24 protein-coding genes and 1 tRNA gene are annotated in these 23,146 nt (G+C 72.4%); 11 read left to right on the top strand and 14 right to left on the bottom strand.

Annotation, left to right across the window (positions count from 1 at the left end; all coding sequences use genetic code 11):
- Positions 1-41 precede the first annotated feature (41 nt).
- Positions 42-1,508 (bottom strand): nitronate monooxygenase, encoded by a 1,467-nt coding sequence (locus HNQ09_RS17205; RefSeq protein WP_246363458.1) that lies wholly within the window; start codon positions 1,506-1,508, stop codon positions 42-44.
- A 144-nt stretch (positions 1,509-1,652) separates the two neighbouring features.
- On the opposite strand from HNQ09_RS17205, the gene HNQ09_RS17200 reads away from it, so the two are divergent.
- Positions 1,653-2,792 (top strand): prepilin peptidase, encoded by a 1,140-nt coding sequence (locus HNQ09_RS17200; RefSeq protein ID WP_184031662.1) that lies wholly within the window; start codon positions 1,653-1,655, stop codon positions 2,790-2,792.
- A gap of 49 nt (positions 2,793-2,841) precedes the next feature.
- On the opposite strand, the gene HNQ09_RS17195 is transcribed toward HNQ09_RS17200, so the two are convergent.
- The 5 genes from HNQ09_RS17195 to HNQ09_RS17175 form a co-directional block, all read right to left on the bottom strand.
- Positions 2,842-3,216 carry a hypothetical protein gene (locus HNQ09_RS17195; RefSeq protein WP_184031661.1) on the bottom strand — a complete coding sequence of 125 codons (375 nt, stop codon included), beginning with the start codon at positions 3,214-3,216 and terminating at the stop codon, positions 2,842-2,844.
- A complete protein-coding gene (locus HNQ09_RS17190) occupies positions 3,213-3,758 on the bottom strand; it encodes a VUT family protein (protein WP_184031660.1) in 546 nt (181 codons plus the stop codon). Before HNQ09_RS17190 ends, HNQ09_RS17195 begins: the two co-directional genes overlap by 4 nt.
- Before the next feature lie 73 nt (positions 3,759-3,831).
- The gene (locus HNQ09_RS17185; protein WP_184031690.1) at positions 3,832-4,518 is read right to left on the bottom strand and encodes an arginase; all 687 of its coding nucleotides are present in this window, start codon (positions 4,516-4,518) and stop codon (positions 3,832-3,834) included.
- Between the two features lie 265 nt (positions 4,519-4,783).
- Positions 4,784-5,761 (bottom strand): GNAT family N-acetyltransferase, encoded by a 978-nt coding sequence (locus tag HNQ09_RS17180; protein ID WP_184031658.1) that lies wholly within the window; start codon positions 5,759-5,761, stop codon positions 4,784-4,786.
- Entirely contained in the window at positions 5,758-6,762 is a 1,005-nt protein-coding gene (locus HNQ09_RS17175) for a GNAT family N-acetyltransferase (protein ID WP_343057922.1), read from the bottom strand. Before HNQ09_RS17175 ends, HNQ09_RS17180 begins: the two co-directional genes overlap by 4 nt.
- Positions 6,763-6,854: 92 nt before the next feature.
- On the opposite strand from HNQ09_RS17175, the gene HNQ09_RS17170 reads away from it, so the two are divergent.
- Positions 6,855-7,523 carry a PIG-L deacetylase family protein gene (locus HNQ09_RS17170; RefSeq protein WP_184031656.1) on the top strand — a complete coding sequence of 223 codons (669 nt, stop codon included), beginning with the start codon at positions 6,855-6,857 and terminating at the stop codon, positions 7,521-7,523.
- Positions 7,524-7,579: 56 nt separating this feature from the next.
- On the opposite strand, the gene HNQ09_RS17165 is transcribed toward HNQ09_RS17170, so the two are convergent.
- The 4 genes from HNQ09_RS17165 to HNQ09_RS17150 form a co-directional block, all read right to left on the bottom strand.
- Positions 7,580-8,116 (bottom strand): DUF4142 domain-containing protein, encoded by a 537-nt coding sequence (locus HNQ09_RS17165; protein ID WP_246363457.1) that lies wholly within the window; start codon positions 8,114-8,116, stop codon positions 7,580-7,582.
- A gap of 176 nt (positions 8,117-8,292) precedes the next feature.
- A complete protein-coding gene (locus HNQ09_RS17160) occupies positions 8,293-8,598 on the bottom strand; it encodes a hypothetical protein (RefSeq protein WP_184031655.1) in 306 nt (101 codons plus the stop codon).
- Positions 8,598-9,701: a M20 family metallopeptidase gene (locus HNQ09_RS17155; protein ID WP_184031654.1), complete on the bottom strand. Its 1,104-nt coding sequence runs from the start codon at positions 9,699-9,701 to the stop codon at positions 8,598-8,600. Before HNQ09_RS17155 ends, HNQ09_RS17160 begins: the two co-directional genes overlap by 1 nt.
- A 39-nt stretch (positions 9,702-9,740) precedes the next feature.
- Entirely contained in the window at positions 9,741-9,932 is a 192-nt protein-coding gene (locus HNQ09_RS17150) for a hypothetical protein (protein ID WP_184031652.1), read from the bottom strand.
- Positions 9,933-10,177: 245 nt separating this feature from the next.
- Here HNQ09_RS17150 and HNQ09_RS17145 point away from each other — a divergent pair, with 245 nt between their 5' ends.
- Entirely contained in the window at positions 10,178-12,184 is a 2,007-nt protein-coding gene (locus HNQ09_RS17145) for a S9 family peptidase (RefSeq protein WP_184031651.1), read from the top strand.
- Positions 12,185-12,271: 87 nt separating this feature from the next.
- Here HNQ09_RS17145 and HNQ09_RS17140 read toward each other — a convergent pair whose 3' ends face one another.
- Both HNQ09_RS17140 and HNQ09_RS17135 read right to left on the bottom strand, forming a co-directional pair.
- Positions 12,272-13,138 carry a hypothetical protein gene (locus HNQ09_RS17140; protein ID WP_184031650.1) on the bottom strand — a complete coding sequence of 289 codons (867 nt, stop codon included), beginning with the start codon at positions 13,136-13,138 and terminating at the stop codon, positions 12,272-12,274.
- Between the two features lie 131 nt (positions 13,139-13,269).
- Entirely contained in the window at positions 13,270-13,473 is a 204-nt protein-coding gene (locus tag HNQ09_RS17135; RefSeq protein ID WP_184031649.1) for a hypothetical protein, read from the bottom strand.
- Positions 13,474-13,580: 107 nt separating this feature from the next.
- Here HNQ09_RS17135 and HNQ09_RS17130 point away from each other — a divergent pair, with 107 nt between their 5' ends.
- Complete coding sequence (locus tag HNQ09_RS17130; RefSeq protein ID WP_184031648.1) at positions 13,581-14,552, top strand: ABC transporter substrate-binding protein; 972 nt, start codon at positions 13,581-13,583, stop codon at positions 14,550-14,552.
- Between the two features lie 85 nt (positions 14,553-14,637).
- Here the strand turns inward: HNQ09_RS17130 and HNQ09_RS19295 are convergent, their stop codons facing one another.
- A complete protein-coding gene (locus HNQ09_RS19295; protein WP_343057919.1) occupies positions 14,638-15,207 on the bottom strand; it encodes a RecQ family zinc-binding domain-containing protein in 570 nt (189 codons plus the stop codon).
- Between the two features lie 32 nt (positions 15,208-15,239).
- Entirely contained in the window at positions 15,240-16,409 is a 1,170-nt protein-coding gene (locus tag HNQ09_RS17125; RefSeq protein ID WP_343057917.1) for a RecQ family ATP-dependent DNA helicase, read from the bottom strand.
- Positions 16,410-17,140: 731 nt separating this feature from the next.
- Between HNQ09_RS17125 and HNQ09_RS17120 the strand changes: the two genes are divergently transcribed.
- The 7 genes from HNQ09_RS17120 to HNQ09_RS17090 all read left to right on the top strand — a co-directional run bounded on the left by HNQ09_RS17120 (position 17,141) and on the right by HNQ09_RS17090 (position 23,111).
- Positions 17,141-18,022 (top strand): RIO1 family regulatory kinase/ATPase domain-containing protein, encoded by an 882-nt coding sequence (locus tag HNQ09_RS17120; protein WP_184031647.1) that lies wholly within the window; start codon positions 17,141-17,143, stop codon positions 18,020-18,022.
- Positions 18,023-18,189: 167 nt separating this feature from the next.
- A complete protein-coding gene (locus HNQ09_RS17115) occupies positions 18,190-18,570 on the top strand; it encodes a VOC family protein (protein WP_184031645.1) in 381 nt (126 codons plus the stop codon).
- Between the two features lie 190 nt (positions 18,571-18,760).
- On the top strand, positions 18,761-19,594 hold the full coding sequence (locus tag HNQ09_RS17110; RefSeq protein ID WP_184031644.1) for an aldolase/citrate lyase family protein: 834 nt from the start codon (positions 18,761-18,763) through the stop codon (positions 19,592-19,594).
- A gap of 135 nt (positions 19,595-19,729) precedes the next feature.
- Positions 19,730-21,136, top strand: coding sequence for a dihydrolipoyl dehydrogenase (lpdA, locus tag HNQ09_RS17105; protein ID WP_184031643.1), 1,407 nt, complete (start codon positions 19,730-19,732; stop codon positions 21,134-21,136).
- Positions 21,137-21,268: 132 nt separating this feature from the next.
- Positions 21,269-21,343 (top strand) — tRNA-Glu (locus tag HNQ09_RS17100).
- A 152-nt stretch (positions 21,344-21,495) separates the two neighbouring features.
- Positions 21,496-22,554: a glucose-1-phosphate thymidylyltransferase gene (locus HNQ09_RS17095; RefSeq protein ID WP_184031642.1), complete on the top strand. Its 1,059-nt coding sequence runs from the start codon at positions 21,496-21,498 to the stop codon at positions 22,552-22,554.
- Positions 22,551-23,111: a redoxin family protein gene (locus tag HNQ09_RS17090; RefSeq protein WP_184031641.1), complete on the top strand. Its 561-nt coding sequence runs from the start codon at positions 22,551-22,553 to the stop codon at positions 23,109-23,111. Before HNQ09_RS17095 ends, HNQ09_RS17090 begins: the two co-directional genes overlap by 4 nt.
- Positions 23,112-23,146: the final 35 nt, after the last annotated feature.

The raw sequence follows: 23,146 nt of genomic DNA, 5'->3' as shown, positions 1-23,146 counted from the left end.
GGCGCACTGGGTCTCTGCGCCGCCCTCTCTTGCTGTCCGGGTCAGCCCTGCGGCGTGCTCTCCCCCAGCAGGTACGAGATCACGTCCCCGGCCGTATACCCCGACTTCCAGCCTGCCAGCTTGACCAGATCGTCGCCGCTGGTGACCAGAGGCTGCTCGACCTCGCCGCCCCGCTGAATCTGGGCCTGGCCCGCGTCGGCCATCAGGGCGTTGCACAGGCACTTGCGGCCCACGGTGTCTTCCGGCTTGCCGCCCTTGCGGACATAGTCGGCGACGGGTTCGGCGGCGCAGCGCAACCCGGTCTTGCCTTCCGATTGCCAGTAGAACTCGCGCAGGTAGCCGATGTCGCACACGCGGGTGCGGGCGGCGTACACCTCGGGTTCGGAGAGGGTGCCTTCTAACTGCACGACCTTGAAGGGAAACCCGGTGGGCGAGGCCAGCGGGTCGGTGTAGACGCTGGCCTGCCCCGCGCGCACGGCGGCGAGGGTGTGCTCGCGCGTCTCGGGGCGCAGGCCGCTCTCGGCGCAGTAGGCGAAGAGGGTGCCGACCTGGATTCCGGCGGCGCCCTCGTCGAGCGCCCGTTGCAGCGCTTCGGGGCTGCCGCTGCCGCCCGCCAGCCAGAAGGGCAGGCCGATCTTGCGCATCTCGGAGAGGTCCGCGACGTCGCGCTCGCCGTAGATCGGCTGCCCGGACTCGTCGTAGGTGGTCTGGCCGCGCGGCGGGGCGTTGTGGCCCCCGGCGGTCGGCCCCTCGATCACGAAGCCCTGGACGCTGCCCGTCGCCTTGCGGGTCAGCACGCCCGCGAGCACGTGCGAGGAGATGATCGGGTAGAACTTCGGACGCGGCAATTCGACGCCCCCGAAGCCGTAGTCGGCGGGGTCGAGCGTGAGCGGCGCGGTGGCCGGGCCGTCGCCCTTCACGTCCACCCGGAAGGTGTAGGGCTGGCCCTGCGCGAAGGCGTCCAGCGCCCCGGGCACCTCGCGCGGAATCCCGGCGCCCATGATCACGGTGTCCACCCCGGCGAGCATCGCCCCGTACATGGCGGGCATGGTGTGCAGTTGCAGCTTGGTCAGGAGGTTCAGGCCGACCGGGTTGGGGTGCCCCTCGCGCGCCAGAAAGACCTCCACGAAACTGCCCAGGATGGCGAGCCGCCACGCGACCCGGTGGGTGGTCAGGGTGGGCAGCGGCACCCGCTTGTAGGGCTGGCCGGGCGCGCGGCCCCCCTCCAGGTAGTAGTCGGTGACCGCCTGCCCCGCCCAGTCCTGATCGGGAAAGTACCCCAGCGCCCGCCGGACGTGCCCGCCGGGGTCGCCGTCTTGCAGCCTGCGGACGATCAGGTTGTCGATGCCGGTGCCCGACACCACCCCGAGCTGCCCCTGGCGCGAGACGGCCTGCGCGAGTTCCCAGCCCGAGATGGCGACCCCCATGCCGCCCTGGATGATGCGGGGAAGGGGCGGGGAGGGGGCGGGCGGCGAGGACAGGGCAGCGTTCACAGGCAGGGTGGTCATGGGTCAAAGCCTCCAGGGCAAGGAAAGGTGGGGCGCGAGGTTACCTTCCAGTCTGCACCCCACCCCCCCGGGGGCCGCTCCGTTCTGAACGCGGTCAAAAGCCCGGGCAGGTCCGTGTAAGACCGTGGCCCCTAGACTTCCGGGGTGAGTCCCGACCTTCTTCTCGCCCTGTTCGCAGGTGTGCTGGGCCTGCTGGTGGGGTCCTTTTCCAACGTGCTGATCTGGCGGCTGCCGCGCGGCGAGAATGTCGCCTTTCCGCCCAGCCACTGCCCCCGCTGCGACCACCGCCTCGCCCCGCGCGACCTGGTGCCGCTGGGGTCGTGGCTGAGCCTGGGCGGCAAGTGCCGCTACTGCCGGGCGCCGATCAAGGCGCGCTACCCGCTGGTCGAACTGCTGACCGGGCTGGGCTACGCGGTCATCGCGGCGCTCTACCCCCTGAGCCTGTACGGCGCGGCCCCGCTGGGCCTGATGGTGCTGTTCACCCTGCTGCTGGTCGCCAGCGCCATCGATCTGGACACCTACACCATTCCCGACGCGCTGACGCTGCCGGGCGTGGCGCTGGGGCTGGCCTTCGCCGCCTGGAACACCCGCGCGGGGGCCGGGGGGGAGTTGCCCAGCCTCGTAGAGGCGGTGCAGGGCGCGCTGCTGGGCGCGGGACTGCTCGTCACCATCGACCTGCTGGGGTCGTGGGTGCTGCGGCGCGGGCGCGAGCGCCGCTACCCGGAAGCGCCCATCGGCTACCAGCAGATCAGCCTGGCGCTGCTGGTGGGTGCGTGGGGGGGGCCGGGGTGGGGGCTGGGCGCCGCACTCGTCTCGGCCCTTGTCAACCTGGGGGCGCGGCGGGCGGTGCGGGTGCCCGAACTCCTGACCCTCGGCGGGTTTCTGGGCAGCCTGCTGGTGGGCAGCGCAGGCTCCGGCCCCGGCCTGATCCTGATGGTGCAGGGCGCCCTGGCGGCGGCGGGCGGGGCCGCGCTGCTGGCGGGCGTGTACTGGTGGCGGCGGCGCGAACCGGAGTCGGAGGAGGACGCCCCCTTCGACCCCTCCGCGATGGGCTTCGGGGACGTGAAGCTCGCCGCCATGATCGGCGCCTTTCTGGGCTGGGAGCGGCTGCTCGTCGCGGTGGTGGTGGCGGTGTTCGCCGGGGCGCTGCTGGGCCTGGGGCAACTCGCCCTGCGGCGCGAGAACCGGGTGAAGTTCGGGCCGTACCTGGCGCTGGGCGCCGTCGTCGCCCTGATCTGGGGCGGCCAGATCGTGGCGAGCTACCGGGGACTGCTGGGGCTGTAGCGGGCTGGAACGGGAAGGGGGCGAGGTCTTAACGACTCGCCCCCTGGCGTTACCCCGCCTCCCCCGTCTCCGGCTCCGCCACCACCGTCACCCGCTGGCCCTGCCGCACCCGGTTGAGGCGCACGTCGGCCGTGGCGGTCACCTCCACCCCGGCGGCGTTCGCGGCGTCCTGCGCGACCGTCTGCACGAACAGCTCCATGTCGCGCACGACCGGGTGCCCGACGAAGGCGTCGATGTAGGTGTCCAGGCTGAACAGCTCCAGCAGCCGCTCGCCCGCCGCGTAACGCAGGGTCAGGGTGCTGCCGGGCGCGGGGTTGCGGCTCGCCGGACACAGCTCGGGCAGGTGCAGGACGTGTTCGACCACCGTCTGGAGGCCCGGCCGCGCATTGGCGATGGTCTTCAGCAGGGCGGTGGGCGCACTCATGGGGTGGCGGTCCCGGCCAGGCGGCGCACCCGCAGGGCAAAGAGGGCCGCGATGGCGTACTTGGCGAGGATGTCCGCAAAGATGATCTGGGTGATGTCGCGGCTGCTCATGTCGCCCCAGAAGGCCAGCAGCGTGAAGAGGACGGAATCCAGCGGCACGCTGACCGCGTTGCTCGCCAGCACGCGGGTCCACCAGCTCTTCTGAATCAGGCGCTGGTAGACGGCGGTGTCGGCCAGCTCGCCCACCAGAATGGCGAGAAAGGACGCGCCGACAAAGCGCCACGGCGTGTCCGTGAGCACCGCCGCCACGGTGTTGACCAGCAGCGCCAGCGCAATGGCGAGGTAAACGGCCTTCAGGCCCCCGGCCCGGTGAATCCGGTCGCGCAGGGTAAAGACCGCCGCGAAGAAGATGGTGCCCACGCTGAGCAGTCCGAAGACGGGCAGCGGGATGAACTGGTTCAGGGTGAGGTTGGCAAGCAGGATGCTCAGGGCGTACAGCGCGGTCAGCAGGGCGACCGGGCGGCCGACGACGGAATAGGTCATGGCGTCATTCCTCCAGCCGCAGCGACAGGACAGGTCACGGGCCAGCGCTGAGGGTAGCAGGTTCGTCCACCCGTCAACAGGCGTCCGAGCGGTCCAGCGGAGGCGTCAGCGGCGAGGCGTCCAGCACCCGCGCCAGCCGCAAAAAGGCCGGGTCGTGCGCGGGGCTGGTCCAGGCGGGCGACTGCACCAGCAGCAGGGCCGTGACCTCGGCGGGGCCGGGGAGGACAGCGCTGGGGCCGTCCATCCGGCGCAGGGTCACCCGGTCCAGCACGCCGGGCGCGAGCAGCGGCGCGACCTCGCCCCAGGTGCGCTCCAGATCGTGGCCCTCCGCGACGGGCAAGGCCGCGTGCCAGCCCGGGTAGAAGCAGGTGTACTGCCGCGCCCGCCCCGAGGCCAGGGCCAGCCCCGCCCAGTTGCCGGGCCGCACCCGCGCGGGATCGCCGCTGAGGCTGGCGAGGTCGTGGTGGCTGTCCACGTTCAGCACGTGGGCACCGGGGTAGGCCTCCAGCCACGTCCAGGCGTCCGCGTGCGTCAGGGTGACGTGCGCCGGGACGCCCGCGTAGCGCTCCAGCGCCTCGCCGCCGGGGTAGAGGGGGAAGTCGGCGGCCAGCCCCTCCCAGCCCGGCCCGCCGCGCCTGCGGGCACGGTCGCGCCAGGCTTGCAGGCGGTCTTCCTCGCGGTCGCGGGTGCCCCAGATGGGGGCGTCGAACACCAGCTCGCGGGTGCCGGAAAAGGCGTCCCAGTCGATGGACAGCAGCAGGGGTGGGGGCCGGGACACGTTCAAGCTACAGCCAGGCTACCCCGCTCAGGCTCGGGGGGTCGCGCACGGAGCCTCAGGCGGCCCTTGAGGGCGGGAATGGGCGCGTCGTCGCTGGCATTGCCGGTGCGAATCGAAAAGGCTGCCCGGTCCCTGCGCCCCCCCCCGCGTGGCGCCCGTCAGCCCGGTCAGCAGGCCCACACCCGCGCGGCGGCGCCCCGCTCGGCCTCCCCCACCGGGCGGGCGGCGAACGTCCGCACCTGAGCGGTCAGAGGGGTCCCTCCTCCACCCGGCCCCGGCGCATCTCGACCCAGGCGGGCTGGCGCACGAAGCCCAGGCGCCCGTTCAGGGCCAGCATCGGGGCGTTGGTGCTGGCGTTGTCGGTCCAGACGCTCGCGGCGCCGCGCGTGCGGGCCAGCTCCAGCGCGGCGAGCTTGAGGGCCAACCCCAGGCCCCGGCGGCGGTGCTCGCGGCGGGTGCCGGTCAGGCCGGTCTGCATCTTGAGGGGGTCGGCGGCGTCGGGGTAGACCTCGGTCAGCGCGGCCACCTCGCCCTGCGCCGTGAGCGCGAAGAGGACTCCCCCGGGCAGGAACCGTGGATCGTCCGCCTGCGCCCGAAAGTGCGCGAAGTCCAGCGGCGTGGCCTGGCCCGTGCGGGGCACGTCGGCGCGCACCGCCGCGCAGATGCCGAAGTAGGCCTGCCACGCCGCGTCCTCGCCGCGCTCGGCCACCAGATCGGCCAGGGTCGCGCGGCGGTAGCCTGCCGGGAGCCGGGCGGCCGAGGCCCAGGGCGCCGGGTCGAAGTCCGGCAGGCTCAGGGCGCTGGCGAAGTAGCGCATGGCTTCGGCAAAGCCCTGCTGCTCCAGAAAGGCCAGGCCGCGCGGGCGGTCCTCGCGGGACGTGCCCAGCACCTCGCGGGCGCCCCGGCCCCGCAGCTGCGTCTCCAGCGCCGCCGCCAGCGCCCGGCCCACGCCCCGGCCCTCGTGCGCGGGAGGGACCAGCACCTCGGCGTGGTAGCGCCCAGGGTGGAACATGCCGGGCCACTGCATCAGCGATCCCGCGCCCAGCACCCGGCCCGCTGGGTCCTCGGCCAGCACCCGCCACAGGCGCGGTTTCCGGGGATGGCTCCGAAGCTCGGCGTCCTCGTGGGCCAGGGTGTCGGCGGTGGTGGCGTGCTCGGGCCACACGGCGCCCAGCACCTGCGCCAGCGCCGGATAGTCGGCGGCGCCCGCCTCGCGGACCCTCATGCCCCGGCCTCCAGAGCCAGTTCGTAGCGCAGGTGCGTCGGCCCGCGCACAAAGCCCAGCCCCTCGTTCATGCCCAGCATCGCGGCGTTGGGCTTGTCGTTGAAGGTGCGAATGGAGCCGCCGCCTGAGGCGGCCAGCGCCCGCATCGCGGCCACCTTGAGCGCCTTGGCCACGCCCCGGCCCCTCGCTTCGCGCCGCACGCCGGTCATGCCGATCACGTAAAAGCCGCCCGGATGGCGCATCAGCGTGGTGTAGCCCAGGTAGGGGCCGGTAAGGGGGTCGTCCAGCCCGGGCTGCACGGCCACGAAGGAGAGCGCCTGCGAGAAGGTCGGGTCCTCCAGCTCCTGCCGCACCCAGGCGTCCAGCGGCCGCTTGGTGAGCGCGTTGCCCATGGGCACGTCCTGAAAGAGCAGCCAGTCGAGTTCCCACAGGCGGCGGTCGCGCTGGGGATCAGCCGCCAGCTCCGCCACGCTGCGCAGTTCGGTGCCCTGGGCCGCCACGCCCGCCAGCAGCGCGTCGAAGCGGCCCAGGTCCACCTCAGCCGTGTTCAGCCGCGACTCGTAGCGCTCCCAGGTCACCCGGAAGCCCCGGCGTTCCAGAAAGGCGCGGCCCGGCGCGTGGTGCGGCTGGTCGGTCAGCATGGTCCGCACCTCGCGGGCGCCGCGCGAGCGCACCCGCTCCAGCAGCTCGGCATACAGCGCCGAGCCGACGCCCCGGCCCCGCGCGTCCGGGTGAACGGTGAGGTTGCCCCAGTAGCGCCACTCCTCGAAGGCGAAGTCGTCGTGCCCGACGCGGCCCACGGCCACCACCCGCCCATCCTGCTCGGCCGCCACGTCGGTCCGGAAGAGGTCCGGGTCGGCGGCCTCGTCCCAGGCCCGCAGCAGCTCGGGCGTGACGGGCCACTCGGGGTCGGAGGCAGAGAGCAGCGCCGCCGCGTCCGGATAGTCGCCGGGCGCGCGCAGGTCACGCAGCGCAAAAGGGGCCGTCAGAGGGTCGGTCACGCCTCCATCCTGAAGCGCGGCGGGGGGCGGGCGCATCGGCCAGCGCGCTTACCTCCCGTATCGGCCCTGGCCCGCGCCCTATCCTGGGCCGCATGACCGAAGGGCTGAAACTGCTGCTGATCGTGCCCCACCCCGACGACGAGGTCTACGGCGCCGCCGGAACGCTGATGGACCTGCTCGCAGAAGGCCACCGCTGCGGCCTGGTGACCCTCACGCGCGGCGAGGCGGGGCGCACGCTGGGCCTGGCGGAGAATCCCGAGGAACTTGCCCGGATGCGCGGCGCCGAGCTGCGGGCCTGCCTGGACGTGATCGGCCTGACCGGGCACCCCGGCAGCGTCCACGAGCAGCACGCCTTTCCCGACAAGTTTCTGCGGGAGCAGCCGCTGGAGGCGCTGGCCGAGGTCGCCCGTGAGGCAATGGTGCGCCTGCGCCCCCAGACGGTGCTGACCTTTCCGCCCAACGGCAGCAACGGCCACCCCGACCACGTGACCACCCACCACGCGGTGCGGGCGGCCTGGGAGAGCCTGCCGCCGCAGGAGCGCCCCCGGCTGTGGTACTACGCCAGCGACACCCCCCCCGAGCGCGAGGACCTGCGCGCCGAATGGCTCCCCCCCACCCTGCGCCGCGACGTGACCCGGCACGTCACCCGCAAACTCCAGGCCATCGCCTGCCACCGCACCCAGGCGCTGAGCACGGTGGACTTTATCCGCAAGTTCCCGGAGCGGGTGACCGAGGAGACTTTCTACGAGGTGGAGGCGTAACAAAGGGACAAGCCCAGGATATTCTCCTGGGCTTGTTCGTGACGAAGGCTGGAGACTCAGTTGCCGGGCAGCGCCCTCGCCTCTTCGAGGTGGTTGGCGACGGCAGGCTGGGTCTTGGCGGCGTACGCCAGGGCCTGCTGGTCCTTGCCGATGCTGCGGTAGGTCTGGATCAGGTCCAGGGTCATCGCGTGGCCGTTCACCTGCACGTTCTTGTAGGCGGCGTCAAAGGCCGCGCCCGACAGGGTGGTCAGGCGGTTGTACAGCAGGCGCTGGTCGGCGCCGGGCTTGTCGGCCAGGCGCACGCCCTTGGCCGCCGCGATGGCGTTCAGCTCGTTTTGCGCGCGGGTGTGCTCGGTGATCATCTGCTGGGCAAAGGCGCGCACGGCGGCGTTGCTGCTCTTTTGCAGGGCGAGCTGCGAGGTCAGGATCTCGGTGAGGTTGCTCATGGTCATGACTTCCATAAACAGCACGTCGCTGTCGTTGGAGACCTGGGCGGTGCTGACGGGACCCATCGGGGCGCCCGCCGCGCCTCCGGCGAGAGCAGAAGGAAGCAGGCTGAGGGCCAGGGCCGGAACCAGAAAATGTTTACGCATGGAATACCTCCGTGAGGGGACTGTCCCACGCAGCTTGGCAGGGCCGGGAGCGGCGTGACAGCGCCCTCCCTTCACCCGGGCTTACGGGCAGGTGAAGCGAGCATTGGGGCTTGCCCCCCCACCCCCGCCAACCGTCAGGGGGACTACGGTGCGGCCTCGCTGTGGGTCTTACGCGCTCAGTCTTCCCAGGCAGCCACCGGGATAAACTCCACGCCCTCGCCCTCGGTGCCGGTCACGTTGTAGCGGGCGTCGAAGCGCACAACGAGTTCGCCGCGGTCGAAATGCTGCGGGCTGACCACCGGCTTGCGAAAGAGGTAGCCGCCCCCGTCGTCGGCGCCGATGTGGGCCGATCTGGTAAAGCGGAACTCGACGACCTCGCCGTGCGCGCGGGTGCGGACGCGCACCCGGTAGACGCCCGGCGACTCCTCCTTGACGTGGGGATTGCCGCCTCCCGTCTTGCGGCGCCCGAACAGCCCGAACATCAGGCTTCCCTCAGCAGCCGGGTCAGCAGCCGCACGTGGTCCGGCCAGCGGTCGAGGCGGATGTGCTCGTGGGCGGCGTGCGCCCCGTCGCCGGGCGCCCCCAGCCCGTCGAGGGTCGGCGCGAGCGGCGCGGTGAAGTTGCCGTCGCTGCCGCCGCCGACCACCTCGCCCGTCAGCTCGAAGCCCAGCTCGCGGGCGAGCGCCTGCGCCTGCGCGAAGAGGCGCTGGGTTTCCGGCCCGCGCTCGAAGGGGGGCCGGTTCAGCCCGCCCGTGACTGTCAGGCGCACGCGCGGGTCGGCCGTCTCCAGCGCCTGGATGCCGCGCGTCACGCGCCCGCTCTCGGCCAGGGTCGAGACGCGCACGTCCACGTCCAGCACGCACTCGGCGGGAATCACGTTCACGGCGCCGCCCCCGGCGATGCGGCCCACGCTGACGGTCGTGCCCAGCTCGGGGCGGGCCAGCGCCTGCACCGCCAGCACGGCGCGGGCGGCCTCGGTCACGGCGCTCGCCCCTTCCTCGGGCTTGTTCCCTGCGTGCGAGGCCACCCCCTGAAACCGCAGGGTAAAGTCGCCCACCCCCTTGCGCCCCACCTTGAGCGCGTGCGAGTCCGCGACCGGCGGCTCGACCACCAGCACGGCGCGGGCATGGCGAGCGGCGGCCTCGATGGCGGCGCGGCTGGAGGAACTGCCCGTCTCCTCGTCGGGGGTGAGCAGCAGCCTCACGCCGCCGCGCGGCCAGTCGCCTCCAAGCGCGCGCAGGGCGTGAAAGGCGCCCACGATGCCGCCCTTCATGTCGTAGGTGCCGGGGCCGGACACGCGCTCCCCCTCGACCCGGAAGGGCATCTTCTCCAGCGTGCCGTGCGGCCAGACGGTGTCGGCGTGGGTCAGGATCAGCAGAGGGGGCCGGGTGCCGTCCACCCCGAAATCGAACTGGCGGGTGCCGCCGGGCAGCGCGTGGCACAGGGCGCCCAGGTCGCGCGCCCAGCGCTCCACCACGTCCATCACGTGCGCCACGCCCACGGGGTCGGTGGACGGCGACTCGATCTCCACGAGAAGCCGCAGGTCAGCGATCAGGGCCGCAGGATCGGGGGGCAGGTCAGCCATGCCGCATGCTACCTGCCCCCCGCCGTGCCCCGGCCCGCCCTACGTCAACAGGGCGAGCTGCTGCGAGTTGGCCCGCAGCACGGCGCGGCCCTTGAGGTACAGGTCGTTGAGCGCCTGCGGCCCGAAAATGCGCGCCAAGCGGGCGCTGGTCATCTCGACGGTGCGCCCGGAAAAGCGCAGCCGCACGATGTTGAGGGTGCCCGGGACCCAGGTACAAGACAGTTCCTGCATGGGGTGACCTCCTGAACAAGACTGGGAAAAGACAGGGAGGAGGAGACGGAAGGGCGCCCGCCCGCGAAGGCGAGACTGTGGGCGCGCGGGGAGCCTTCCGGTCAGTTCAGCATAAGATTCGGCAGCCGGGCGGCGGCAAGAAGACGCGCTCAGACGCTTGAGCGAACGATCATGAGCCTGTCCGGAAGGGCTGGGGCGGCCGGGGACCCGTCGCCGGGGCGCCGGGCCGTGTGATTGACTGCGGCATGTCCGACCTCCCCGCCCCGCAGCTTCCCGGCCCCCAGAGTCTGCTCGCCCTCCAGTTTCCCTCTGACCCGCAGGTCAGCCCGGGCGGGACGCGGGCCGCTTTCGTGCTGTCGCGGGTGGAGGAGGAAGACCCGCACGAGCCCGACCCGGACTTCCCGAAGCCGCGCTACCGCTCCCAGCTCTGGCTCTCGGACGGCGGCGAGGCCAGACCGCTGACCGGGGGCGAGGGCCGCGACACCTCGCCGCGCTGGTCGCCGGACGGGGAGACGCTGGCGTTCGTGCGCGAGCAGGGGGGCGAGAAAGGCCAGCTGTTCTTGCTGCCGCTGGCGGGCGGCGAGGCCCGGCGGGTCACCCGCTTTCGCAACCCCGTGCAGGACGTGCAGTGGAGTCCCGACGGGCGCTATCTGTCGTTCCTGAGCACCGCCGACGACGAGGACCGGCGCGACGAGCGCGGCGAGGCGAGGGTCATCACCCGCCCGCGCTACCGCTTCAACGGCCGCGACTGGCTGCCCGAGACCCCCGCCCGGCTGTGGCGCTACGACGTGGCGGCCGGGCGGCTGGAGGCGTGGCACGCGCCGGAGGTGGAAATCGCCGCCTACGTCTGGCAGCCGGGCAGCCGGGGCGTGCTGCTGGTGTCCTCGCCCAGCGAGCTGGACGCCGCCCAGTGGCGCCAGGAGGTTTACCGCCTGGGGCTGGACGGAGAGCGCGAGCAGCTTACCCGCTGGAACTCGGCCATCGGCGCGGTGGTCCCGCACCCGGACGGCGAGCGGCTCCTGCTGGTGGGTCGCCCGGAAGGCAAGGGCAGCCCGGAAGACGCTCACCTGTTCCTGACCGAACCGGGCGGCGGGTGGCGGCGGCTGGACGCCGGGTGGGACCGGCCCGTGGGCAATCTGGTCGGCGGCGACTGCCATGTGGGGGCCTTTCCCGAGCGCCCGGTCTGGCTCGACGACGAGACGCTGCTGATCTCCAGCACGGTGGGCGGCTCCTGCGGCCTCTTCCGGGTGGGGCTGGACGGCACGGTGACCCCCCACGACCACGACCCGGAGGCGGCGATTCCCGCTTTCACCGCCCGGGGCGGCGGCGTGGCCCTGATCCGCGAACGCGCCGACCGCTTTCCGGAGGTGGAGCTGAACGGGCAGGCCGTGACCCGGCTGCACGAGCGGCTGCCCTTCGCGGCCCGCACGCCCGCACGCGTGACGTTCGCCAGCGAACTGGGCGAGGGCGAAGGCTGGGTGCTGCTGCCGGACGGAGACGCGGACCGCTCCGCCCCGGCGGTGCTGAGCATCCACGGCGGGCCGCACACCGCCTACGGGCACGCTTTTTCCCACGAGTTCCAGCTGCTCGCCGCGCGCGGCTACGGCGTGTGCTACGGCAACCCGCGCGGCAGCGTGGGCTACGGGCAGGCGTGGTCGTCGGACATCCACGGGCGCTGGGGCACGGTGGACATGGCCGACCTGCTGGCCTTTTTCGACGCCTGTCTGGCCGCGCACCCGCCGCTCGACCCGGGGCGCAGCGCCGTCATGGGCGGCAGCTACGGCGGGTACATGACCAACTTCATCACCGGGTACACGGACCGCTTTCAGGCCGCGATCACCGACCGCTCCATCTGCAACCTGCTGAGCTTCGGCGGCACCTCGGACATCGGGATGCGTTTCTGGGACGACGAGCTGGGCCTGAACTTCCACCGCAGCGCCGACGCCGCCCGGCTGTGGGACCTCAGCCCGCTGAAGTACGTGGAACGGGTGCGGACGCCCACCTTGATCGTCCACTCGGTTCTCGACCACCGCTGCCCGGTCGAGCAGGCCGAGCAGTGGTACGCGGCGCTGCACCTGCACGGGGTCCCGGTGCGCTTCGTGCGCTTTCCCGGCGAGGACCACGAACTCTCGCGCTCGGGCCGCCCCGACCGCAGGCTGAAGCGGCTCGAAGAGTACCTGGGGTGGCTGGAGGAGTGGGTGCCGGGTGGGAAGCAGGCGGGCACGCCGCAGCGCGGGGCGGCGAGGGCTTAGGCCTAGGGCGCCCCACCACCCGCGCGGCAGGGCAACGGAAAGGGCCGGGGGATCACCTCCCCGGCCCCTTAGCCCTGCCTGCGCGGTTTATTCCTCGTCGCTGCGCTTGTTGCCCCAGCCCCGATCGGGCCGGGCGCGGGGCCGGAAGCCCGCGTCGCCGCCCGCCGCGCCGCCGTCACGGGGACGGAACTCGCGGTCGCCGCCGCCCTGACCCTGGAAACCGCCGCGGTCCTCGCGCGGACGGAAGCCCCCACCCTGGCTGCCACGGTCGTCGCGCGGACGGAAGCTGCCCTGGCCGCCCCGGTCGCCGCCGCCCTGGTACCCGCCGCGGTCCTCGCGGGGACGGAAACCGCCGCCCTGACCGCCCCGGTCGTCGCGCGGACGGAAGCCGCCCTGGCCGCCCCGGTCGCTGCCGCCCTGGTACCCACCGCGGTCCTCGCGGGGACGGAAGCCGCCCCCCTGGCCGCCACGGTCGTCGCGCGGACGGAAGCCGCCGTCGCGGTCGCCGCCGCGGAAGCCGCCCCGGTCTCCGCCGCCCTGGTAGCCGCCGCGCTCTTCACGGGGGCGGAAGCCGCCGCCCTGAGCGCCGCCACGGTCCTCGCGGGGACGGAAGCCGCCGCTCTGGGTGGCCTGGGCCTGGGCGCCCTGGCCCTCGCGCAGTTCGCGCATCTCGCGGCGCAGGCCACGGATTTCCTTGGTCTGGGCCTCGAGCATCTCCTTCATCTCGGCGAGCAGTTCGAGCAGGTCGTCGGCGTCGATGTACTCGTCCTCGCCCTCTTCGCCCTCGCCTTCCTCGTCGCTGTCGGCCGAGGCGGCCAGCCCCTCGTGCTGGGCCTCCTGGGCGTCGAGCACAGGGTCCTCGTCGGGTTCGCCCTGAAGCTCGGGCAGGATGTCGCGCAGTTCCTCGGGCGTCTCGTGGTCGTCCGGGGTGTGCTGCCTGGTGTCGTCGGTCATGGTTGTCCTTTCCCCGCGCCGCTCACCCGGACCCCTCTGGTCCGGCCCGGGGCGCGCAGGCGTACCCCGGAGTCTACCACCCGCACGCAGGTCCACCCCAGCGGCGGGGCAGGCCGGTCGGCGGCCCCCCGTCAGCGGCGGAAGACCAGCAGCAGAACGCGGCAGGCGATCAGGTGGACGAGCAGTCCGGCCAGCGCGGCGCCCAGCAGCGACAGCAACGGGTGCCAGCCTGCCGCCAGCCACAGCGCGACAAAGGTGAAGGTCCCCAGGCTGCTCGCCACCATCAGCGAAAAGCGCCGGGCGGTGTCCTCGGGACGCCAGGAATTCAGGTCCATGGGTCCAGTTTGCGCCCTCCCGCTGCGCGCACGTGTCCCGCAGGCGGCCCCGCAAGTCTCTCCGGCGCCGCAATTCGCCCCGCCCCGGCGCTCCTATACTCGCCCCCATGAAGCGCGCCCTCCTGCTGCTGCCCCTGCTGCTGGCCTCCCCGGCCCAGGCCCAGGGCACGCCCCGCCCGGCCCCCGCCCGCACCGTCACCATTGGGCTGGGTTACATCCCCAACGTGCAGTTCACCCCCTTTTACGTGGCCGACCGCCTGGGGTACTACCGCGCCGAGGGCGTGAACGTGACGTTTCAGCACGGCTACGTCTCCGAGCTGATGCCGCTGCTGCTTCAGGGCAAGCTCGACTTCATCGTGGGCGACCCCGAGGACGCGATCTTCGCGCGCAACCAGGGCGCCCCGGTGAAGTACGTGATGGCGATGTACCAGAAGTCGCCCGTGACGGTCTTCAGCACCGGGCCGCTCAGGAGCGCCGCCGACCTCAGGGGCAAGACGCTGGGCATTCCCGGCACCTTCGGCAGCAGCTACGCGGCCACCCGCGCCCTGCTCGACGCGGCCGGGCTGCGTGAGGGGCGCGACGTGCGCCTGGCCTCCATCGGCTTTACCCAGCTCGACGCGGTGCGTGCCGGGCGGGTGGACGCCGCCGTGGGCTACCTCAACAACGAGGTCGTGGGCCTGCGCGCCGCCGGAGAGCGGGTCTCTACCCTCGACCTCTCGGCGGCCTACCCGATGGTCGGGGTGGGCCTGATCACCCTCGACAAGACGCTCACGCAGGGCGTGGCCCGCTCGGTCGTGCGCGCCTCGCAGCGCGGCCTGAAGTTCACGGTGGCCGACCCCGCCCGCGCCTTCCGGCTGGCACAACCGGTCTTCGGCACGGGCGGCGGCACGCTGGAGATCCTGAAGGCCAGCACCCCGCTGATGACCGGCGCCGCCACCCGTGCGGGCGGCCTGGGCGCCAGCGACCCCGCCGCCTGGACCAAGGCCGTCGCCGCGCTCGTCAAGCAGGGCAGCCTGCCTGCCGGGGCCAAGGCCAGCACCTTCTACACCAACAGCCTGATCAGCAAGACGGTGCGCTGAGAACCGGAGGGAGCAGGGAAGCACGCCTCAGCGCAGCGCCTTCCCGCTCCCCCCTCCAGGTCTCGCCGCCTGCGCGCGGCCGGGTTCAGGCCCCCAGCGGCTCCAGCAGGCCGCCGTCCAGCACGACCCCCAGCGCCAGCGTCTGGTAGCCCTGCCCGTCGAACAGCACGGTGATTTTCTCACCCTCGTAGCGCACGACCAGGCCCTCACCGAAGGTGGCGTGGGCGACCCGACTGCCCATCGGGAAAGGCAGGTTCTCGGGGACGGCCTCGCGGACACGGCCCGAGAGGCAATTCTCGCAGGCCCCGCAGGGCGCGGCGTACGCCTCGCCGAAGTAGTTGAGCAGGTACTCGCGGCGGCAGGCCCCGGTCTCGGCGTAGCCGCGCATCATCTCCAGCCGCGAGCGCTCGAAGGAGCGGCGGTGCTCCTGGGCCAGCGCGGCCTGGGCGACCACCTCGGGGTCCTGGGGTCCCGGGGTCACCGTGACCTCGCCGTCGGGCGCGACCTCCAGGGCGCCGACCTCCTCCAGACGGCTCACGGCCGTCAGAATCCGGGTGCGGGTCAGGCCGGTCTCGTCTTGCAGCTCGGCCAGGTCGAGGGGACCGTCCTGGTCCTCGACCGCGCGCAGCACCTGCCCGACCTGATCGGCGTCCACCAGCGTGCCCCCGGCAAAGAAACGGCGCAGGTTCAGGTCGCCCGGCGTGTAAAAGAGGTCGCCTCGGCCGGGGCACCGTCGCGTCCGGCCCGGCCGATCTCCTGGTAGTAGGCGTCCACCGACCCCGAGATGTCGAGGTGGTGCACGAAGCGCACATTCGGCTTGTCGATGCCCATGCCAAAGGCGGTCGTCGCCACGATGACCTCCAGCTCGTCGGCCATCAAGGCGCCCTGCACGGCGCCTCGCTGCGCCACGGCCAGCCCGGCGTGGTAGGCCGCCGCCCGCACCCCGCGCTCGAGCAGCTCGGCCGCGCACGCCTCGGCCGCCCGGCGGGTCGCCGCATAGACGATGCCCGGTTTCTCGGCGGCCACGACGTGCTCCAGCAGCGCCGCGCGTTTGCTGCCCGCGTCCTCGAACTGCCGCACGCCCAGCACGATGTTCGGGCGGTCGAAGCCGCGTACCAGCACCCGGGCCTCCCGCATCCCCAGCCGCTCGACGATCTCGGCGCGCACGGGGGGCGCGGCGGTGGCGGTCAGGGCCAGCACGGTGGGGTGCCCCAGGGCCTCCACCACGGCCCCCAGCCGCAGGTACTCGGGCCGGAAGTCGTGCCCCCACTCGCTCACGCAGTGGGCCTCGTCCACCACGAACAGGGCGGGTTCGGCGGCGCGCAGCCGGGCCAGCGTCTCCTCGTTGGTCAGTTGCTCGGGCGCCAGAAAGAGAAACTCGACCTCGCCCTGGGCAAAGGCCTCGAAGGTCGCCTCGCGCTCGGCGGGGCGCAGGGTCGAGTTGATCAGGGCCGCCTGACCCGGGGCATTTTCCTCCAGGCTCTGCACCTGGTCACGTTGCAGCGCGATCAGGGGCGAGACCACCACCGCCGGGCCGCCCAGCGCCAGCGCCGCGACCTGATAGATCGCCGACTTGCCGCTGCCCGTCGGCATGATGGCGAGGGTGTCGTGGCCCGCCAGCACCGAGCCGATGGCCTCCTGCTGGGCCGGGTGCAGCCGGTCGTAGCCGAACACCTCGCTGGCGATGCGCTGCGCGCGCCGGATTCCCCGGGTCGGCCGGACGGGGGGTTCGGCGGGCGGCGCGGGGAGCGTGGCGGGAGCAGGCGGCTCGCTGGGCACGGCGGCGGGGGCGGGCGGCGGCGCCTTGGCGCGGCGCAGCTTGCTGGGAGAGGGAGGCGCGGCGGGCGCCGCAGGCACTGCTCCGGTCTGGGCTGGCCCGGTCTGGGCTGGCCCCGTCTGGGCTGGCCCGGCCTGCACCGGGTCGGGAGGGGTGACCCGGACCCGGGTTCGCCGGGGCGGGGCTTGCCCGGCGGCCGCTCGCTCGGGTTCGGGAAAACGAGAGGGCGCAGGGGCGGCTTCTGTGGTGTCGGGCCGGGACCGTCTGACCCGGAGGCGTGTGGGCATGAAGAGTCCTTTCAGAAGGGCCGCGTCGCTGGCGTCCACGGGGGGAGATGGGCTGCTCTGCGGCGACGTTTCGGCAGGCTTCAGGGGCAAGCCCTGCACCCGGAGCCGAAGGGTGCGGCAGAGGGGCAGTCTGGCAACCGGGGCCGGGCCGCAAGTTTCCGGAGGAACAAGACGGGTTTAGCCAACCCTGAGCGTGCCTGTAGTCCGGGGGGGACGCGGCCGAACACTGTCGCTGCGGGTACGGTCCTCCGGAGAAGGAGGGGCGCTGGACGGGCGGGCTGCGTCGCCGCCACCCTTCAGGATGGGCTAGGCGTGATGGCCTAGCGGGCGGACACCCCATTCCCTCACCCGGACCTCACCTGCTACGCTGCCCACAACACCGGAAGGAGGTGCTGCACATGACCGACAACCCCATTGTCTGCCTGACCGCGACCGAACGAGGCCTTCTCGCCCCCGTCCCCAGGAGTGCACATGTTCCAGCCCCTTCCGAGGCCCTGCCTGCCTGACCCACCCCCGGGGCGCCCTTGAGCGCCCGCTGGCTCGACGACGAGCTGGACAACGAGGACCCACGGCCCGAGCGCCGCCGCACCTCCAAGACCCGGAAGCCGCTGGGCCGCCGCCTCGCCACCCTGACCGCCGACCCGGACGACGGGGAAGCCGACGACACCATCTGCCGCCTGACCGACCTGGGACATATCCACGAGGTCGTCGCGGAACTCAAGAGCGGCAAGGAAGCCACCGCCTACGTGGCGCGCGGCCCACGCGGCAGCGTCCTCCTGAAACTCTACCGCGACCTTGAGGCCCGCTCGTTCAAGCGGGACGGCGTGTACCGCGAGGGCCAGGTGATTTTGGACGAGCGGGCCGCCCGGGCGATGGCGGGCCGCACCCGGCGGGGCCTGGAGATGCTGCAAGCCGGATGGGTGCAGGCCGAGTACGCGCACCTCTGGCGGCTGTGGCAGGCCGGGCTGAGCGTGCCCGAACCGCTGGTCGGCCCCAGCCCCTACGACTACGCGCAGACCACCCCCGCCGTGCTGATGCGCCTGATCGGCAGCGAGGACCACCCCGCCCCCCGCCTCAGCGAGGCCGCGCTGGCCCCGGACCAGGCCCGGGACGCCTGGGGGCAGGCAGTGCAGGGGATGGCCGACCTGCTGCGGCTGGGCTACGCGCACGGCGACTACAGCACCTACAACCTCTTGTGGTGGGAGAACCGCGTGACGATCATCGATGTTCCACAACTGACGACCCGGCACAACCCCAACTTCGCCGACCTGCTGCGCCGCGACGCCGAGAGTTTGAGCACCAGCTTCCGCAGGCACGGCCTGAGCCAGAGCGGCGAGGCCACCCTGCGCGAGGTGCAGCGCCGGGCACTGGGACCCGGACCCGCACCCCGGGTGCAGCTGCCTTGAGCGCGGTCCGGGGTCAGGCGGACTCTGGGGACTTGTCTGCGCCCACCGGGGCGGCCCGGTGGTTGACGCCCGACCCGTTCCGGCGGACTCTGGGAACTTGACTCCGCCCACCGGGGCGGCCCGGTGGTTGACGCCTGACCCGTTCCGGCGGACTCTGGGAACTTGATATGCGCGCCCTCGAAACCTGCCTCTATGTGGACGACCTGGACCGGGCCGAGACCTTCTATTCGGGGGTGCTCGGCCTGAGCCTGCACGGCAAGGTGGCCGGGCGGCACCTCTTTTACCGGCTGGAGGGGTCCATGCTGCTGCTTTTCGACCCGGCGGCCAGCGCCCAGCCGGGAGACGTGCCGCCGCACGCAGGAAGACCCGGCGGGCACGCCTGTCTGGGCATCGCGCGGGAGGAGACGGACGCCTGGCAGGCTCGGCTGGAGGAACGCGGCCTGAGCGTGACGCGCTACGCCTGGGGCAGCCGGGGCGAGAGCCTGTATTTCCACGACCCCGCCGGGAATGTGCTGGAACTGGCGCCCGCGAGCATTTGGGGGCTGTGACCCTGGGCGGCACCTGGGCCATCCGCCCAGCCTGCTTGGGACGCCCGGGTGATGAGTCTCTGGTTCTGGCGCGGACCTTTCATGCCGCGCCGCTACCCTGACGCCATGAAGCGCCCCCTCAAGTTCCTGCTGGCCCTCCTCCCCTTCCTGCTGGCGTCGAGCGCGGCGAAACGTCGGAAGGACGCCGAGCGTGAACGCTAGGCCCTGGCGCAGCGTCCTGTATGTGCCGGGCGACAAGCCCCGCGCCCTCGAAAAGGCCCGCACGCTGGGCGCCGACGCAGTGATTCTCGACCTGGAAGACGCGGTGGCGCCCGAACACAAGGAGGCCGCCCGGGAGAACGTGCGCTCGGCGCTGGGCGCCCGCTGGCCGGGGCCAGTGCTGGTGCGCGTCAACGGGCTGGGCAGCGAGTGGGAACACGCCGACCGCGAGACGGCGCTGCGGGCGGGCGTGGACGGCCTGGTGCTGCCCAAGGTCGAGGACCCCCGCACGGTGCGCGACCTGCACCTGCGTGTGCCGCTGTGGGCCATGATCGAGACGCCCCTCGGCGTGCTGCGCGCCCCCGAGATCGCGGCGGTGCCGGGCGTGGCCGGGCTGCTGGTAGGCGCCAACGACCTCGCCCGCGCCCTGCGGACCCGCCCCCACCCGGAAAGGGCGCCGCTGCTCGCGGCCCTCTCGGCGGTGGTCCTGGCCGCCCGCGCCCACGGCAAGCTGCCCCTCGACGCCGTCTACAATGACGTGCGTGACCCGGCGGGCTTCACGCGCGAATGCGAGCAGGGCCGCAGCCTGGGCTTTGCCGGAAAGACCGTGATTCACCCGGACCAGATCGGCCCCGCCAACCTGGCTTTCGGCGTGACTGGCCCCCAGGCCGAGGACGCCCGCGCCCTGCTCGACGCGTGGCAGCAGGCCCGCGCCCAGGGCAAGAGCGTGGTGGCCCACCAGGGCGCCCTGATCGAACAGATGCACGCCGACGAGGCGCAGGAACTGCTCGGCCTGTGGGAGGCCACCCAGGGCGGGGTCGGCTGAGGCCCGCCAGGAGCGCCCGGACAAGGGAGGGGGGGGGTCCCCCGCGGGCCGTGGCGGCTGGGAGCGGCGGGCCGTCTCCCCAACGGGAACACGCCGCAGTTGGCCCGGGAGGCGGGTGGTACGCTCGGCGGTGGTATGGACTCTTACGACGTGTTGGTGATTGGCGGCGGTCCCGCCGGGTATGTGGCCGCGATTCGCGCCGCGCAGCTGGGCTTCCAGGTGGCCTGCGTGGACGCCTTCGAGCGCGGCGGCAAGGCCTCGCTGGGCGGCACCTGCCTCAACGTGGGCTGCATCCCCAGCAAGGCGATGCTCGACTCCAGCGAACGCTTCGAGATGATTCAGCACGAGGCCGGGGAACACGGCATCGAGGTGGACGGCGCCCGGGTGGACCTCGGCAAGATGCTAGGCCGCAAGGACAGCGTGGTGGACAAGCTCACGGGGGGCGTCGCCTACCTCTTCAAGAAGAACAAGGTCAAGAGCTTCCACGGCCTGGGCCGTCTGGTGCGCCAGGACGAGGGCGGCTGGGTGGTGGACGCGGCCGGAACCGAGGTCGTCGCCCGCCACGTCATCGTGGCGACCGGCAGCAGCCCGCGCGAGCTGCCGCTGGCGCCTTTCGGCGGGCACATCGTGGAGAACAGCGGCGCGCTGGCCTTCACGCAGGTGCCGCAGAAGCTCGGCGTGATCGGCGCGGGCGTGATCGGCGTGGAACTCGGCAGCGTGTGGCGCCGTCTGGGCGCGCAGGTCACCATCCTGGAGGCCCTCCCCAGCTTCCTGATGGCCGCCGACGACGCCGTGAGCAAAGAAGCCCTCAAGCAGTTCCAGAAGCAGGGCCTGGACTTCCACTTCGGCGTCCAGATCAGCGCCGTCACCCAGGACGAGTCGGGCGTGAGCGTCACCTACACCGAAAAGGAGCAGGAGGTGAGCGCCCGCTTCGACAAGCTGATCGTCTCCATCGGGCGCGTGCCCCACACGGCGGGCCTGGGCGCCGAGGCGGTCGGCCTGGAACTCGACGAGCGCGGCTTCGTCAAGGTGGACGGGCACTACCGCACCAACCTGCCGGGCGTCTACGCCATCGGGGACGTGATCGGCGGCGCCATGCTGGCCCACAAGGCCGAGGAGGAGGGCGTGGCGCTGGCCGAGACCCTCGCCGGGCAGGCCGGGCACGTCAACTACGACGTGGTGCCCTGGGTGATCTACACCAGCCCCGAGATCGCCTGGGCGGGCCTGACCGAGAAAGGCGCCAAGGAGCAGGGCCTCAACGTCAAGACTGGCCAGTTTCCCTTCAGCGCCAACGGCCGCGCCCTGGGCCACAACGACACGCGCGGCTTCGTGAAGGTCGTGGCCGACGCCAACACCGACAAGATTCTGGGCGTGCATATGGTCGGCCCCAACGTCTCCGAACTGATCGGCGAGACGGTCGCCATCATGGAGTTCGGCGGCAGCGCCGAGGACCTCGCCCGCACCGTGCACGCCCACCCCACCCTCTCGGAAGTGGTGAAGGAAGCGGCGCTGGCGACCGACAAACGCGCCCTGCATATGTGAGCGCGGGAGCGCGGGGCCTGCGCGCTCTTGACGCTCCCCAGGCCCCGCGCTATTCTTCCGTGCGTGCCGGAAACGGCGCCCCTTGAAAGGCAGTCAGCGGAAGCCTAGGCAACCGCCCAACTGAAGTGGTGTGGCCCCATCGTCTAACGGTTAGGACACTACCCTTTCAAGGTAGCGATACGGGTTCGAATCCCGTTGGGGTCACCACCTGGAGCCTCCGCCTCGGCGGAGGTTTTTTGTTGCTCCCTCCCGGGGCCGGAGGGGTGGCCCCTTTGGGAAGCCGCCCACGGCGGCAGACAAAGAAATGGCCAGGGGAAACCAGCGTGTAGCCGGGCGCCCACGTGGAATGATGCCCTGCAATGAAAGCGATCATTCCTGCGGCTGGCCTGGGCACCCGATTGCGTCCCCTGACCTACACCCGTCCCAAGCCGGTCCTCCCGGTGGCGGGCGCCCCCATCATCGTGCACGCGCTGCGGACGCTGGTGGCGGCGGGCATCCGTGAGGTGGCCATCATCGTGTCGGACGCCACCCGCACCGAGATCGCGCAGACGCTGGAGCAGGTGCCCGAGGTCGCGGTCACCCTGATCGACCAGCACGAGCAGCTTGGCCTGGGCCACGCGGTCCTCACCGCCCGCGCCTGGGTGGGGCAGGACGACTTTTGCGTCTATCTGGGCGACAACCTCTTCGAACACGGGGTCGTGCCCTTCATCACCCGCTTCGAGGAGGCCCGCCCGGCGGCCGTGATCGCGTTGATCGAGGTCGCCGACCCCACCGCCTTCGGGGTGGCGCAGCTTGACGGCGACCGCATCACCCGGCTGGTGGAGAAACCCAAGGTGCCGCCCAGCAACATGGCGGTGGCGGGGCTGTACTGCTTTACCCCCGAAGTGTTCGGCGTGCTCGACGGGATGCCGCCCTCGGCGCGCGGCGAGTACGAGATCACCGACGCGATTCAGGGCCTGATCGAGCGCGGCCGCACGGTGCTGGGGCAGCGGGTCGAGGGCTGGTGGAAAGACACCGGGCGCCCCACCGACCTGCTCGACGCCAACCGGCTGCTGCTGGAACAGGTCACGGAAGACGTGCAGGGCGAGATTCTGGAGTCGCGCCTGACCGGCCGGGTGGTCGTGCCCGCCTCGGCGCGGGTCGTCCGCAGCAAGATCGTCGGGCCGGTGCTGCTGGGCGAGGGCGTGGTGATCGAGGACGCCTATATCGGCCCCTTCACCAGCATCGGGCCGGGCAGCGTGGTGCGGCAGGCCGAGGTCGAACACAGCGTGGTGGACGCCGAGGCGCATATCGAGGGCCTCAGCACCCGCCTGCAAGACTGCCTGATCGGCGTGCGCGCGCAGGTCCGGGGCGGGCGCCGGGTGCCGCGCACCCACAAGCTCACCCTCTCGGACGCGAGCGTGGTCGAACTGGCGTGAGTGACCTCACGAGGCTGCCCGGCAGCCTTCCCGCCCCGCTGGACGACGGCAGCTGTGCCCATCTGCCCGGGCTGGAGGTGCCGCCCCTGCCGCTGCCCGCGACCGACGGTTCCCAGGTCGATCTGGCAAGCCTGCCTGGACGGACGGCCCTTTATATCTACCCGCGAACCGGAAGGCCGGATGAAGCCCTCCCGACCGACTGGGACCTGATCCCGGGGGCACGGGGCTGCACGCCGCAGTCGTGTGCTTTCCGGGACCATCACGCCGAACTGCGGGGGGCGGGCGCGCGGGTCTTCGGGCTGAGCACGCAGGCCACAGCCTTTCAGCAGGAGGCCGCCCGGCGGCTGCATCTCCCCTTCCCGTTGTTGTCCGACGCCCAGGGGCGCTTCACGGCGGCGCTGCGTCTCCCCACCTTCGAGGTGGACGGGCAGACGTTGCTGCGGCGGGTGACGCTGGTGTTGCGGGACGGGGCGGTCGAGCACGTCTTCTTCCCGGTCTTTCCACCGGACCGCAACGCGGCGGACGTGCTGGCGTGGCTGGTGGCGCACCCGGCCTGACCCTTCTCCCCCGCCTGCGCGCCGGGCTGACCGTG

Source organism: Deinococcus budaensis, from assembly GCF_014201885.1.
Classification (GTDB): Bacteria; Deinococcota; Deinococci; order Deinococcales; family Deinococcaceae; genus Deinococcus; species Deinococcus budaensis.
The sequence above is the reverse complement of the archived record's forward strand: the minus strand, read 5'-3'. Positions and strand labels throughout refer to the sequence as shown.

Excerpts from the sequence above, each read along its gene's own strand:
- HNQ09_RS17165 (WP_246363457.1), bottom strand. The coding sequence starts at position 8,116 with ATGCGTAAACATTTTCTGGTTCCGGCCCTGGCCCTCAGCCTGCTTCCT.
- HNQ09_RS17135 (WP_184031649.1), bottom strand. The coding sequence starts at position 13,473 with ATGGACCTGAATTCCTGGCGTCCCGAGGACACCGCCCGGCGCTTTTCG.
- HNQ09_RS17205 (WP_246363458.1), bottom strand. The coding sequence starts at position 1,508 with ATGACCACCCTGCCTGTGAACGCTGCCCTGTCCTCGCCGCCCGCCCCC.
- HNQ09_RS17130 (WP_184031648.1), top strand. The coding sequence starts at position 13,581 with ATGAAGCGCGCCCTCCTGCTGCTGCCCCTGCTGCTGGCCTCCCCGGCC.
- HNQ09_RS17140 (WP_184031650.1), bottom strand. The coding sequence starts at position 13,138 with ATGACCGACGACACCAGGCAGCACACCCCGGACGACCACGAGACGCCC.
- HNQ09_RS17150 (WP_184031652.1), bottom strand. The coding sequence starts at position 9,932 with ATGCAGGAACTGTCTTGTACCTGGGTCCCGGGCACCCTCAACATCGTG.
- HNQ09_RS17180 (WP_184031658.1), bottom strand. The coding sequence starts at position 5,761 with ATGAGGGTCCGCGAGGCGGGCGCCGCCGACTATCCGGCGCTGGCGCAG.
- lpdA (WP_184031643.1), top strand. The coding sequence starts at position 19,730 with ATGGACTCTTACGACGTGTTGGTGATTGGCGGCGGTCCCGCCGGGTAT.
- HNQ09_RS17155 (WP_184031654.1), bottom strand. The coding sequence starts at position 9,701 with ATGGCTGACCTGCCCCCCGATCCTGCGGCCCTGATCGCTGACCTGCGG.
- HNQ09_RS17170 (WP_184031656.1), top strand. The coding sequence starts at position 6,855 with ATGACCGAAGGGCTGAAACTGCTGCTGATCGTGCCCCACCCCGACGAC.
- HNQ09_RS17115 (WP_184031645.1), top strand. The coding sequence starts at position 18,190 with ATGCGCGCCCTCGAAACCTGCCTCTATGTGGACGACCTGGACCGGGCC.
- HNQ09_RS17160 (WP_184031655.1), bottom strand. The coding sequence starts at position 8,598 with ATGTTCGGGCTGTTCGGGCGCCGCAAGACGGGAGGCGGCAATCCCCAC.
- HNQ09_RS17190 (WP_184031660.1), bottom strand. The coding sequence starts at position 3,758 with ATGACCTATTCCGTCGTCGGCCGCCCGGTCGCCCTGCTGACCGCGCTG.
- HNQ09_RS17145 (WP_184031651.1), top strand. The coding sequence starts at position 10,178 with ATGTCCGACCTCCCCGCCCCGCAGCTTCCCGGCCCCCAGAGTCTGCTC.
- HNQ09_RS17095 (WP_184031642.1), top strand. The coding sequence starts at position 21,496 with ATGAAAGCGATCATTCCTGCGGCTGGCCTGGGCACCCGATTGCGTCCC.
- HNQ09_RS17195 (WP_184031661.1), bottom strand. The coding sequence starts at position 3,216 with ATGAGTGCGCCCACCGCCCTGCTGAAGACCATCGCCAATGCGCGGCCG.